Genomic DNA, 12,932 nt, shown 5'->3' with positions numbered 1-12,932 from the left:
GAACAGAGTGATGTCACCTGGTGTCATGACTCTAGCATGGTGATGACACCAGGTGACATCGACTAGTCTTGCGGCATGGGCAGATGGCGGCCGGACGCGCGGGTGCGGCTGATGGAGGCGGCCCTGGCCCTGTACGGCGAGCGCGGGTACGACGAGACGACCGTCGCGGAGATCGCCGAGCGCGCGGGGCTGACGAAGCGAACGTTCTTCCGCTACTTCGCGGACAAGCGCGAGGTGCTGTTCTGGGGTTCGGAGCTCCTGGAGCAGCAGATGGTGGCCGCCATCGAGGCCGCCCCCGCGTCCGCCTCGGCGCTCAGCATGATCGGCGCGGCGCTGGACGCCGCCGCCGCCCGGTTCGAAGAGGTCCGCGAGTTCGTCGGCCTGCGGCAACGGATCGTCGCCTCAAGTCGCGAGCTGCAAGAACGCGAGCTGATCAAGACATCGAAACTGGCCGCCGCCGTGACGGCGGCACTGCGCGCACGGGGAATCGACGACGACGACGCCGTCCTCGCCGCCCGTACGGGCACGACCGTCATGCACTTCGCCTTCGAGCGCTGGGTCGACGACCCGGACCGGACGCCGTTCCAGCGGATCGCCAGGGACGCCCTGGCCCGGCTGAAGGAAATCGCCTCCGCCGGATAATCAACAACGTTTTCCCCGAATTCAGCCGTCCTTGATACGGGCGAACACGACCGACAGCAGTTTGGGCGCGACCTGCTCCCGGTAGATCCGATCCCCGTCGCCGCCGTGCCGTTGCCCCTGCCACTTGACGTCGTTCGGGAAATTCCAGCTCAACGAGAGTTCGACGTGGCCCCGGTAACACAGGTACTCCGTCTCGGACGCCTTGCAGGTGACGCCTGCCGGAGGCTGGATCGGAAGCTTGATGTCGTCGCCCGTCGGGGCGTCGTGATCGTATTCCTCACCGTGGTGATGTCCGACTCGCGGATCATGTCACAGGCGCGCGGCCAGCTGGTCGCCGGCACCACCTGGCTGCCGGCGCCGGTGAAGGTGGGCACCTGCACCGTCTGGCCGACCGCCGGCGCGCTCCCGACCTTCACCGGTTTCTGTCCGCACGCCGTCAGCGTCGCGAGACCGCCGGCCGCCAACGCCGTGGCCGCCGCCCATTTCCGTACGTTCCCGCCTCGCATGAATGTCTCCATCTGATCGGCCGCTCGCCCTCTCGTCGGGCAAGAGGGCCCGTGACGGGAAGAGATCGTAAGTCCGACTTACGGCGTGTCTGACCGGCGAGTCCGGGTTAAGTGATCAGATCGTTATAAATCTATGCCGACGTATATCTGGGCATTTCTCCGCAGGCGGATATCGAAGTCGACCGCGGTCGCCAGGCGTTTAACCGGATACATACCAGCGATCCCTAGGCTCCCCCGGATCAATCGTCCGAGACTCGCGACCTCCACCGGGAAGGACCCGCGACCTCGGCCTGGAACGGACAAGGAGCGCGTATGGGAAAGCTGTTCGCCTTCAGGGTCGCGACCGTCGAGCCGACCCGGCCCGCCGGTGGGGATGTGTCGGCGCACTACGACCCGGCCGGCCAGCAGCTCGTCTGGCAGGGCGACGCCGAAGCGATCCTCGGTGCCGCGGTCTGCACCAAGGTCTGGAACGGCCACAAGACGTGCTCCTCCAACGGAGGCACGTACTGCAAGCTCGGTGCGACCTGTGGCACCAGTGGCTTTCCGGACGGCGGCAGCGGTCTCTGCTACGCGTGTGACTACGGATGACCGGCCACCGGCCGGTCCGTCCGCGGGCGAGGCCCGCGGGCGGACCGGCCGGTCCTGCACCCTCACCGACCCCTGGCAGCAGACGACCCCTCCAGCGACCTCATGAACAACCGGCAGATCGTCATCGTCACCGACGTCTTCGACGTCCATGCCGATCGCATCATCGAGATCCTCCGCGAGCGCGACCGCGAGCCGGTCCGCCTCAACTACAGCGACGTCCCGGACAACGTTCGTCTCTCCTGCGTGCTCGGCGGGCGCGAGTGGCGGGGCGAGATCGAGATCCTGACGAACGACCGGGTGATCGAGACGGCGCGGGTCGGCTCGGTGTGGTGGCGCAAGCCGGGGCCCTTCAAGCTGCCCGGCGACCTGATCGGCCAGGAACGGGTGTTCGCCGCCGAAGAGCTGAGACACGCGATGGACGGCCTGTGGAACGCGCTGGACTGCCTGTGGGTCAGCCGGCCGGAGGCCATCCGCCGGGCCGGTTACAAGATCGAGCAACTCGACCGGGCCGCCCGCCTCGGCTTCGCCGTGCCGCGCACCGTCGTGACCACGGACCCGGGCGCCGTCCGCGCCTTCCACCGCGAGTGTCACGGCGACATCGTCTTCAAGGTCCTCACCGAGCCCTACCTGGCCGCCCGCACGTACCTGGAGACGAACGACGTCGAGGACTTCACCCCCCTGGTCACCCCGACGACCAGGATCACCGAGGCCGAGCTGGAGATGCTCGACGCCGTGCGGACCGTGCCGTGCCAGTTCCAGGAACTCCTCCCCAGGCGTTCCGAGCTGCGGGTGACGGTGATCGGCGAGGAGGTGTTCGCCGCCGAGCTTCGTCCCGACGACCCCGGCGACGCCCCCGTCGACTGGCGGGACGCCGAGACGACGTACCGGCCGGCGGACCCGCCCGGCGAGGTCGTCGAGCGCTGCCTGCGCCTGACCCGCGGGTACGGCCTGAACTTCGCCGCCATCGACCTCGCCGTGACCCCGGACGACCGGTACGTCTTCCTGGAGATCAACCCCAACGGCCAGTTCCTCTACGTCGAGGACCGCGTTCCGGAGCTGCGCATGGGCGAGGCGATGGCGACCCTCCTGACGAGCGGAGTGGACGGATGACGAACGGAACGACAGACGAATGACGACGGTCACGATGGTCCGGCGGCTGCCGGAGCTGGAGAGCCTGCGCGGCAACGCCGCACTGGTCTACTGCGGGAAGATCGACCATGACGCCCCGCGGACGCTGCACGAGGCGCTGCGCGAGATCGGGCACGTTCCGCGCCTGGACCTGGTGCTGGCGACGTACGGCGGGGCGGCCACCGCGGCCCGACGCCTGGGCCTGCTGCTGCACGAGTTCACCGACCGGCTGACGATCCTCATCCCGGACCGCGCGTGGTCGGCCGGCACTCTGCTGAGCCTGTGCGCGCACGAACTGGTGATGACCCCGATGGCCGAGCTCGGGCCGCTCGACCCGCGGCTGGAGTCGCCGGGCGGCACGCCCGCGGTGATCTCGTCCGGACAGATCCATGCGTTCCGGACGCTGGCCGAGGAGTGGTTCGCGATGAAGGAGGGCGAGGACGTCCTCGCGCTCTTGACCCAGCGGATGCTCCCCGCGACGCTCGGCGCCTTCTACCAGGCGGAACGCCTGACGCGGCAGATCGCCATCGAGTTCCTCGGCGGCTACCAGCTCGCCGGGGAGGACATCGCGACGGTCGAGGACATCGTCGAGCAGCTCATGACCGGGTACCACGCCCACGACTATCCGATCACCCGCAGGGACGCGATGCGGCTCGGCCTGCGGGTCGAATGCGCCTCCGGTGCCGAGGAGACCATCCTGTACGACGCCGTCGCGCACTGCCGCGAGGACCTGGCGCGCCTGGCGGCGACGAGCGGCGGCCCGGCCGGGGGAGGACCGGATGTCCGCGACTGATCTGGCGCTGTTCGCGCGGATCCTCATCGGGTTGACGTTCGCGGCCACGGTCGTCGGCAAGCTGCGCGACCCCGCGTCCTTCGGCGACGCGGTGGACGACTTCAAGATCTTCGTCAGGCGGGCCGTCCGGCCCATCGCGACCACGCTCATCGTCGCCGAGGCGGCCGTCTGCGTGCTCGTCGCCCTGCCCGGCCCCGGGCCCGTGGCCGGGCTCGGGCTCGGGCTCGCGGGCGTCCTGCTCCTCGCCTACACCGCGGCGCTGGGCACCGTGCTGGCCCGCGGCATGACGCTCGGCTGTAACTGCTTCGGAGCCAGCCCCCGCGTCGTCAGCCGGCACGACGTCGCACGCAACGTGCTGCTGCTGTGCGGCGCGATCGGCGGCCTCGTCGCGTACGTCCTGGCCGGCCCGCACCACGCGTACGACGCCGCGCGCCTCACGCTCCTCGCCGGGACGGCCACCGCGGCGACGTTGCTGCTGGCCAACTTCGCCGACGTCGTCGAGACCGTACGCAAGCCCATGAGCGCCGAATGACGGGAGATCCCGGTGGATGTTCGTGACGTGAGCCTGATCGCCCTGTGGGTCCTGTCGCTGATCAACCTGGTCCTGATCCTGCGGGTGGTGACCGAGGCCCGGCGCGGCATCAACGCGCGCTCGGCGACGGCCGGCACCGGCCACGGCGAGCTGGCCCTGAAAGCGCCCGCGCCGCCGTTCCGCGCCCGTGACCTGGGCGGCCGGCGGGTCACCGATGAGGCGTTCACCGGCGGTGTGGTCCTGATCTTCGTCTCTCCCGACTGCGGGAGCTGCCACACCATGCTGCCGATGGCGCACGCGCTGGCCGCGCGGGCGCGCGAGGCCGACGGCACCGAGTTCGTCCTCGTCTCCAGCGCCGGACCGGGCCGGACCAAATCGTGGCTCACCGACCTCGAACGCGACCACGACCTGCGGGTGACCCTCTCCGTTCTGGTCGCGCCGACCCACGCCACCCCCTTCGTGACCGAGTACGACCCCCAGGGCCTGTTCCCGTACTTCGTCATGGTGGACGGCGACGACACGGTCCGGGCCCGCGGCATCGTCGGGTACGAGGACTGGCGCACGCTGGCGAACGGCTGGCCGGGGCGGGAGTCCGCAGAGGTGCCGGCGGCCACGGCCGGCCCGACCCCGTGACCTCCGGGCGCCGCCGCTCCCTGCCGGTCCGGCTCGTCCACGGCGTCCGGGTGGCCGGCGGCGCCTTCGCGCTGATGTGGCAGGCCGCGCCGCGGACGGTGCTGTTGTCGCTGGCGCTCCAGGTCGGCGGCGCCCTGGTGAGCGGTGGCATGCTGCTGGCGGTCCGCGGCATGGCCGGCACGGTGTTCGGCCCGCACGCGGCGACCTGGCGGCCGGGTGCCGTCGCCGCCGACCTCGCCCTGCTGGCGGGCATGCTCGCGGCGATGGCGCTGGCCGGCAGCCTGCAGCGGGGCGTCGGGATGGTGCTGGGCGAACGGGTCGGCTGGTACGCCTTCCGGCAGGTGCTCGACGTCGCCTGCGAGGTCGAACTCGCCGCGTTCGACTCCTCGGAGTTCCACCAGCGCCTGCAGCGCGCCCAGGGGTCGGCGCACCGCCCCGTCCAGATGACCGAGCAGCTGATCTCGCTGGCCGGATCGGTCGTCACCATCTCGGGGATGGTGTCCGCTCTCTACCTCATCGACCCGGTGCTCGTGGCCGTGCTCGCCCTGGCCGCGGCGCCGCCCCTCGTCGCGTCCGCGACCTTCGGCCGCAAGCTCTTCACCGCCGTCGTCGGGCTGGGCGAGAACGACATGCGCCGCCACTACGTACGGTCCTTGATGACCGAACGGAACCACGCCAAGGAGGTACGGGCCTTCGGGCTCGGCCGCTACCTCCGCCGGCTCGACCGGGACCTGTTCGACGAGCGCCTGACCATCATGCGGGCGGTGGCCCGGCGTACGTCCGTGCACGCCCTGTTGGCCGCCATGGCCAGTGCCCTGGGCATCCTGTCCGGCGTCGGGCTGCTCGCGTACTCGTTCGCGACCGGGCACAGCTCGCTGACCGCGGCGGCGACCGCGGCGGTGGCGGTCGTCCAGCTCGGCCCGATGCTGTCGAACGTCACCTACGGTCTCGGCGAGAGTTACGAGCACGCGCTCTTCCTGTCGGACTACCGGGCCTTCTGCGCGCGCGGCGAGACGATCCGCCGGGCGCGGGCACGGGCCCGCCTTCCGGCGCCGCGCGACCCGGCGACGATCACCGCCGAGAACGTCACGTTTCGCTACACCGGTGCCGTACGGCCCGCGCTGTCGGGGGTGTCCATGACGATCCGCCGTGGCGAGGTGATCGCGCTGGTGGGCGAGAACGGCTCGGGCAAGACGACCCTCGCCAAGGTGCTGTCCGGGCTGTACGAACCCCAAGGGGGGCGGATCCTGTGGGACGGCATGGACCTGCGCGACATCGACGCGGCCGGAGTACGGGAGCGGACGGCGGTGCTCTTCCAGGACTTCGGCCGCTACCTGTTCACCGCGGCGGAGAACATCCGTATCGGCCGCCCGGCCGCACCGGCCGACCTCGCCCGCGTCCAGCACGCCGCACGCCAGGCGGGCGCGCACGAGTTCGTCTCCGCGCTGGAGCACGGGTACGACAACGTCCTCGGCAGCGAGCTCCCCGGCGGAGTCGACCTGTCCCTGGGACAGTGGCAGCGGGTGGCGCTGGCCCGGGCGTTCTTCCGCGACGCCCCCCTGGTGATCCTCGACGAGCCGACGGCGTCGATGGACGCCTTCGCCGAACACCAGCTGTTCAAGGGCATCCAGAGCCTCTTCGCCGGTCGCACGATCATCCTCATCTCGCACCGGTTCTCCAGCGTGCGCACCGCGGACCGGATCTACACTCTCGACGCCGGACGGATCATCGAGGCCGGAAGCCACGACGAGCTCATGGCCGCAGGAGGAACGTACGCCCGGATGTTCGAGCTGCAGTCCAGCGCCTATCTGCGTGAGGCCGCCGCCACGCCGGTGGGCCGCCACCACCGCCCGGCCGGGCGGGCGTGAGCGCCGAAACGGGTATTTCAGACACCGCGGAACCTGTACCGTTCGGGCGTCGTCATTGGTGTCAATCGCCCGTCCGCGCGGAGCGGATTGCGCCGCGTGGAGCGCCGGCACACAGCCCCTACGCGATCGGACATGGAGATGCTCGTCGACTCATCCGACGACGACGTTCTGGCCTTTTCCGTACTCGGCCCGCTGACGGTACGTCGCGGTGGCGAACCGGTCGATCTCGGCACCCCGAAGGCGTGCGGTGTCATGGCGATCCTGCTCACGAGGCCCGACCGGCCGGTGTCGATCGACACGATCGTGGACGCGCTCTGGGAGGACGAGCCACCGAAGACGGCGGTGAAGAACGTCCAGGTCTACATCCACCATCTGCGGCGCGCCCTCGGCTCGGCGGACCGGATCGTACGGCAGAGCCCGGGGTACCGGCTCGTCGTCCGCCCGGGCGAGCTCGACGCCCAGCGGTTCGCCGACCTCGCCCGCGCCGGGCGTACCGCCGAAGACCCCGCCGACCTGCTGCGGGAGGCGCTCGGTCTCTGGCAGGGCGACGAGGCGTACGACGGCATCCACGACATCCCGCTGATCCGGACGGAGACCCGCCGCCTGGGCGAGGCGCGGATCGCCGTGATCCAGGACCTCATCGACGCCGACCTGCGGCACGGGCGGCTCGCCCACCTGACCGCCGAGCTCACCGCGCTCACCAACCGGTACCCGCTGCGCGAGGGGCTCTGGGCACGGCTGATGACCGCGCTGTACCACTGCCGGCGCCAGGCCGAGGCGCTGCGCGTCTACGAGCGCGCCCGGCGCATCATCGCCGACGAGACCGGTCTGGACCCCGGCCAGGAGCTGCGCGACCTCCAGCAGATGATCCTCACCGCGCAGCCCGCCACGGACGTCCTGTTCGAAGTGCCGCGCATGCTGCCCGGCGACGTCGCCGACTTCACCGGCCGCTCCGCCGAGCTCGCCTCGGCCGAAGAGTCGCTGCGCCGACCCGGGAGTGACGCCGCGCCGGTCCGGCTGGTCGCCGTCTCGGGCCGCGGCGGCATCGGCAAGACCGCCTTCGCCGTACACCTGGCGCACCGGGTCGAGGAGGCCTACGACGGCGGGCAGCTCTACGCCGGCCTGTCCGGCACCGGGCCCGGCGAGGTACTCGGGATCTTCCTGCGGCTGCTCGGCGTCGCCGCCGGTGACATCCCCGACGGGGTGGAGGACCGCGCCACGCTCTACCGCCACCGGCTGGCGCGGCGGCGCGTCCTCGTGGTGCTCGACAACGTCGGCTCCGAGGCGCAGATCATGCCACTGCTGCCGGGAAGCGGGGCGTGCGCCGTGCTGACCACCAGCCGCGGCCGGCTCGGCGGGCTGCCCGGTGCGCACGCCATCGACCTCGACGCGCTGCCCCCCAGCGACGGGCACCGCCTGCTGAACAAGATCACCGGAACGCGCGACCTCGGCGAGGCCGCCGATGCGTTGTTGCGCCTGTGCGCCGGGCTGCCGCTGGCGCTGCGCATCGTCGGCGCGCAACTCGCCACCCGACCGCACCGGACGCCCGCCGAGCTGGTCGAGCGGCTGAACGACGAACGCGACCGGCTCGACGTCCTGCGCCACGGCGATCTCGCCGTACGGGCCACGTTCGAGATCAGCTACCGCGCCCTGTCGGCCGCGGCCCGCCGCCTGTTCCGCCTGCTCGGCCTGCTCGAGGCGCCCGACTTCGCGGCGTGGACGGCCGCCGCCGTACTCGACACGAGCGCGGAACGGGCCCAGGAACTCCTGGACGAGGTCATCGACGCGCGGCTGCTCGACGCGGCCGCGGGCCGCTATCGCTTCCACGACCTCGTCCGCATCTACGCCGGTGAACGGGCCCAGGAAGAGGAGCCGGAGGCCGAGCGCACCGCCGCCCTCCGCCGCGCCTTCGGGGGCTGGCTCGCCTTCACCGACGCCGCGCACCGCGCGGCCGGCGACGGCGTCTACGCGGCGGACGAGACGCCGCGCTGGCACCCCGAGATCGCCGCCGAGGCGTTCACCCGCTCGTCGATCGTCGAGGTCCGCACGGAGTGCCGCGCGCTGGTCGCCGCCGTCGCGCAGAGCGCCGCGCTCGGCATGACCGGCCACTGCTGGCAGCTCGCGCTGGGCGGGGTGCCGATCTTCGCGCAGGGCAACTTCGTGGACGAGTGGACGGCGGCCCAGGAGTGCGCGTTCGAGGCGTGCGTGGCCGCCGGCGACCGGCGCGGCCAGGCCGCCATGTTCTACATGCGCGGGCTCCTGCACGACTGGCGACGGAGCCATCCCGAGTGCCGCGACTCGCTCTCCCGCGCCCTGGAGATCTTCGACGACCTCGGCGACCGGCACGGCAGCGCGCTGGCCGTGCACCGGCTGGCGAGCAACGAGCGGCTGGCCGGGCGCGTCACGGAGGCCATCGCCCTGTCGCGCCGTGCGCACCACCTGCTGCACGCGCTGGGCGACCACGGCGCCGCCGCCGACGCCCTGGTCCAGGTCGGCGTCGTCCACCTGGAGTCCGGCGACGCCACCTCCGCCGTCGAGGTGCTCGACGAGGCGATGCGCCAGGCCGTCGAGCACGACGCGACGCTGGTGCTGGCGCAGGGCGCGTACTGGATCAGCGCGGCGCAGATCGACCTCGGCCGGCTGGACGACGCCGCCCGGTCGCACGCCATCCTGGAGGACTTCGTGCGGCGCGTCGGCAGCCCCACCGCCGAGGTGTACGCGCACTACTCACGCGGCCTGCTCGACGCCGCACGCGGGGAGCGCGACCCCGCCCGTGAGCGGCTGGAGTCGGCGTTGAACATCGCCCGTGAGATCGAGGACCCGCTCATGCAGGTACGCGTGCTGTGCACACTCGGCGACCTGCACCCCTCCCGCGAGACGGCCGCGCTGTACCTCTACGAGGCGGCCGAGATCGCCGAGGAGCTTCGGATGCCGCTGTGGCAGGCGCTCGCGGCCGAGGCGCTCGGCCGCCTGCACACCGAGCGCGGCGACCACGACGCGGCCCGCGCGGCCTGGCGGTACGCCCACGACCTGTTCGTCCGGATCGGCTCTCCCCGCGCCGGGGACGTGGCGCGTCTGCTGGAGGCCCGGACCGCGCACACGCGGTGAGCCGGCCCTGGTGTGTTCCCGGGCTCATCATCGTGGCTCCGGTGTGGGGGGCTCCGGAGGGCCGAGGTCGGCGGTGAGGCCGTAGTGGTCGCCGGCCTGGACGCCGTCGACCGGTTCGGTGAACAGCCGCTCGCAGCCGCGGATCGGCAGTGTGGGCCCGCCGTGCAGGCCGCAGCGTACGAGTATGTAGTCGATCCGCCGGAACGGCCAGTCGCCGTCGACCATGAGCGGGTTGTCGGGCGTGTAGGTGACGCCCGGCTCGCCCGGGTGGACGCGCTCCCAGGCATCCCGGTAGCAGACGCTCGTCCCGCCCAGTGACCGGCGGCCCGTCCAGAACCGGATGCTCGCCGCGTCGGGTGCCGCGTCGAGGTCCCCGGCCAGCACGACGTGCAGGTCCCGCCCGTCGAGCATGTCGTCGATCAGCCGCGCGGCGGCGACGGCCTGAAGCTCGCGCTCGTACTCCAGGTCCAGCCGCCAGCTGGGGAAGTGGTTGACGAACAGCAACGGCCCGATCGGATCCGGCGCCTCGATGAGCGCGGCCAGGGTCGTGCAGGCGAACCCGGCCGTCCGCGCGGTGACGTTCAGGTCGGCCTCGCGCACCTCGGCGATCGGCCACCGGCTGCCGATCGCGATCGTCTGCCCATCCGCCGCGCGGGCGTCGCTCCGCGCGAGGTGATATCCGGGACCGAGCAGGTCGGCGGCCTGGTCGTACGAGGAGGTCTCGATCACCTCCTGGAAGGCCGCCAGGTCGGGGCCGAGCTCGCCGATCCCCTTCGCGAGGACCTCCCGCCGCCTCGCCCAGTCTCCGCGTGTGCCCCAGAGGTTCATGGTCATCACCCGCATGCGCGGGTCGGTACCCGGCGCTTACGCGAACATGCCGACGCGGTAAGGAACGGACCTGGTCATCCAAGGTCACCGAGGTGGGCGACCGATTCCCGGAGCCCCTGCCACGCCTCTTCGGTGTCGGGGGAACGGTCGTGAGGCGCGCGGAACCAGTCGACGTAGAGGGACACCTCTTCCAGGTCCCAGCGGAGCCGGTAGAGCGCGAGGGCGGAGGCGTCGACCGTACGCCCGGCGGCCTCGGCGTACCGCTCCAGGTCTTCCGGGCTCTCCGCGACGGACCACAGGTCGCGTTCGGGCGGTGCGAGGCCGACCGTGTCCCAGTCGACCAGGAGATGGCCGCCCTCGTACTGCAGAAGGTTGCCCGGGTGCGGCTCGCCGTGGGTGAGGACGGGTGCGCCGTCGCTCGTCCGCACGTCCTCGGCCAGCCGGTCGAACTCCTCCAGCCGTCGCAGGATCGCCGGAGCGTGCCCGGACAGCAGGGCTCTGGCGGGTTCGGTGAACGGCCCCGGCGCCCAGCGGATCGCGCCGTCCAAGGCGCTTCGCAGCAGGTCGCGCATTGACAGGCCGAGGTCGAGCACCGGCGTGGATGCCGGAGGCGCCGCACGATGCAACTCGGCGAGCAGGTCCAGTACGGCGCCGCGTTCGGCCGCGGTCCGTTGCCGGTCGAAGTCTCCGGTGATCCCGTCCAGGAAGGGGAAGACGCTGACGGCGTACCGAGGGCCGAGCCGGCGGACGGTCTCGCCGCCGGCGTCCCGCAACGGCGCCACCACGAAGTCCAGGTGTCCCTCGTCGCGCAGGGCCGCCGCGGTGTCCATGGCTCCGCGCAGGCTCCGCAGGGCGGCGTGCGCGTCCTGTGCGCCCTTGAGCTCCAGGTCGGCGACGGTGACGAACCACTTCTCCCCGGCGCCACCGGCCGCGATCCAGTGATGGTCGCCGAAACCGACCGGGGCGTACTCCAGCGAGGACGCGCCGACTCCCCACCCACCCAGAACCCGGAGCAATCGCTCCTCGTCGAGATCCCTCGGTCGCGCTCTCACGTCGAGCACGTTAGGCGGTCACGGTCGGCCCCGCACCGCGATATCCGGCCCGGGGCGGCGCGTCCACCGCCCCGGGCGTCGCCTACGAACCGGCCGTCGACCGTCGCATCCGTACGGCCTGGGCGAGGGGTTCGGCGGCACGGGCGAGCAGAGGCCCGGCGACCGCGAGGATGAGGACGTACGCCGCCGCGAGGGGGCCCAGACGCGAGTTGCCGCCCGCGGTGACGGCCAACCCCGCGATGACGATGTTGAACTCCCCCCGGGGCACCAGCGCCGTCCCGGCGCGCAGGCGTCCCGTGCGCGCGACGCCGGCGCGGCGGGCGGCCAGCCATCCGGTGGCGGACTTGGTGAGGATGCCCGCGACCGCGAGCAGCGCGGCGATCCCGACGACGGGCGGTAGCTCGGTCGGGTCGGTGTGCAGGCCGAAGAACACGAAGAAGACGGCCGCGAACAGGTCGCGCAGCGGGGTGATGAGCTGGCGCGCGTCGTGCGCGAGCGGCCCGGACACCGCGATGCCGACGAGGAACGCGCCGACGGCCGCCGAGACCTGCAACTGCTCGGCGAGCCCGGCGACCAGCACGGTCAGCCCGAGGACCTTCAGCAGCAGCACCTCCTGGCTGGGGCTGGCCACGAAGCGCTCCACGACCGTGCCGTGCCGCAGCGCCACCCAGAGGATGACGCTGATCGTCGCCGCCGCGATCAGCAGCGTGAGCGTGCCGCCCAGCAGCCCGGCCCCGGCGAGCAGGGCCGTCAGGATCGGCAGGTACGCCGCCATGGCGAGGTCCTCGAAGACCAGGACCGACAGCACCGAGGGCGTCTCCCGGTTGCCCAGCCAGCCCAGGTCGCCGATCACCTTGGCGGTGATGCCCGAGGAGGTGACACAGGTGACGCCGGCCAGCGCGACGGCCGCCACCGGCCCCCAGCCGAGGAGGACCGCCGCGATCGCGCCGGGCGCGGCGTTGAGCGCGAGATCGGCCAGCCCGATCGGCGCGGAGGTGCGCAACGTGGCCACCAGCTCGTCGGGGGTGTACTCCAGGCCGAGGGTGAACAGCAGCAGGATCACGCCGACCTCGGCGCCGAGCGAGACGAACTCCTCGCTGGTGGTCAGCGGCAGGATTCCGCCGGACCCGAACGCGAGACCGGCCAGCAGATAGAGGGGAATGGGGGAGATGGAGAACCGTACCGAGACGGCCCCGAGGAGCCCGAGGCCGAGGATGATGGCCCCGAGCTCGATCAGTTGACTCGTCATCCGCG

General features: G+C 72.0%; 13 protein-coding genes. 9 read left to right on the top strand and 4 right to left on the bottom strand.

The window, feature by feature from the left end; translation table 11 throughout:
* The first annotated feature begins 75 nt into the window (after positions 1-75).
* Positions 76-642: a TetR/AcrR family transcriptional regulator gene (locus tag OG417_RS53345; RefSeq protein WP_329247354.1), complete on the top strand. Its 567-nt coding sequence runs from the start codon at positions 76-78 to the stop codon at positions 640-642.
* A gap of 21 nt (positions 643-663) precedes the next feature.
* On the opposite strand, the gene OG417_RS53340 is transcribed toward OG417_RS53345, so the two are convergent.
* The gene (locus OG417_RS53340; RefSeq protein WP_329247351.1) at positions 664-795 is read right to left on the bottom strand and encodes a hypothetical protein; all 132 of its coding nucleotides are present in this window, start codon (positions 793-795) and stop codon (positions 664-666) included.
* 111 nt (positions 796-906) lie between these two features.
* On the opposite strand from OG417_RS53340, the gene OG417_RS53335 reads away from it, so the two are divergent.
* From OG417_RS53335 to OG417_RS53300, 8 genes are all read left to right on the top strand, one after another.
* Positions 907-1,164: a hypothetical protein gene (locus tag OG417_RS53335; RefSeq protein WP_329247347.1), complete on the top strand. Its 258-nt coding sequence runs from the start codon at positions 907-909 to the stop codon at positions 1,162-1,164.
* A 296-nt stretch (positions 1,165-1,460) separates the two neighbouring features.
* Positions 1,461-1,736: a hypothetical protein gene (locus tag OG417_RS53330; RefSeq protein WP_329247344.1), complete on the top strand. Its 276-nt coding sequence runs from the start codon at positions 1,461-1,463 to the stop codon at positions 1,734-1,736.
* A gap of 102 nt (positions 1,737-1,838) precedes the next feature.
* Positions 1,839-2,846, top strand: coding sequence for an MvdC/MvdD family ATP grasp protein (locus tag OG417_RS53325; RefSeq protein ID WP_329247341.1), 1,008 nt, complete (start codon positions 1,839-1,841; stop codon positions 2,844-2,846).
* Positions 2,847-2,865: 19 nt separating this feature from the next.
* Entirely contained in the window at positions 2,866-3,657 is a 792-nt protein-coding gene (locus tag OG417_RS53320) for an SDH family Clp fold serine proteinase (RefSeq protein ID WP_329247338.1), read from the top strand.
* The gene (locus tag OG417_RS53315; protein ID WP_329247335.1) at positions 3,644-4,189 is read left to right on the top strand and encodes a MauE/DoxX family redox-associated membrane protein; all 546 of its coding nucleotides are present in this window, start codon (positions 3,644-3,646) and stop codon (positions 4,187-4,189) included. Before OG417_RS53320 ends, OG417_RS53315 begins: the two co-directional genes overlap by 14 nt.
* Positions 4,190-4,201: 12 nt before the next feature.
* Positions 4,202-4,822: a TlpA family protein disulfide reductase gene (locus OG417_RS53310; protein WP_329247333.1), complete on the top strand. Its 621-nt coding sequence runs from the start codon at positions 4,202-4,204 to the stop codon at positions 4,820-4,822.
* A complete protein-coding gene (locus tag OG417_RS53305; RefSeq protein ID WP_329247330.1) occupies positions 4,819-6,690 on the top strand; it encodes an ABC transporter ATP-binding protein in 1,872 nt (623 codons plus the stop codon). Before OG417_RS53310 ends, OG417_RS53305 begins: the two co-directional genes overlap by 4 nt.
* 132 nt (positions 6,691-6,822) lie before the next feature.
* The gene (locus OG417_RS53300; protein ID WP_329247326.1) at positions 6,823-9,798 is read left to right on the top strand and encodes an AfsR/SARP family transcriptional regulator; all 2,976 of its coding nucleotides are present in this window, start codon (positions 6,823-6,825) and stop codon (positions 9,796-9,798) included.
* A gap of 27 nt (positions 9,799-9,825) precedes the next feature.
* On the opposite strand, the gene OG417_RS53295 is transcribed toward OG417_RS53300, so the two are convergent.
* The 3 genes from OG417_RS53295 to OG417_RS53285 all read right to left on the bottom strand — a co-directional run bounded on the left by OG417_RS53295 (position 9,826) and on the right by OG417_RS53285 (position 12,927).
* Positions 9,826-10,641, bottom strand: a complete 816-nt coding sequence (locus OG417_RS53295) for an endonuclease/exonuclease/phosphatase family protein (RefSeq protein ID WP_329247323.1) — start codon at positions 10,639-10,641, stop codon at positions 9,826-9,828.
* 59 nt (positions 10,642-10,700) lie between these two features.
* Positions 10,701-11,678: an aminoglycoside phosphotransferase family protein gene (locus tag OG417_RS53290; protein ID WP_329247320.1), complete on the bottom strand. Its 978-nt coding sequence runs from the start codon at positions 11,676-11,678 to the stop codon at positions 10,701-10,703.
* 82 nt (positions 11,679-11,760) lie between these two features.
* Complete coding sequence (locus tag OG417_RS53285; RefSeq protein WP_329247317.1) at positions 11,761-12,927, bottom strand: cation:proton antiporter; 1,167 nt, start codon at positions 12,925-12,927, stop codon at positions 11,761-11,763.
* Positions 12,928-12,932: the final 5 nt, after the last annotated feature.

Origin of the sequence: Actinoallomurus sp. NBC_01490 (assembly GCF_036227085.1) — a bacterium.
In the GTDB taxonomy this organism is placed as follows: Bacteria; Actinomycetota; Actinomycetes; order Streptosporangiales; family Streptosporangiaceae; genus Actinoallomurus; species Actinoallomurus oryzae.
The sequence above is the reverse complement of the archived record's forward strand: the minus strand, read 5'-3'. Positions and strand labels throughout refer to the sequence as shown.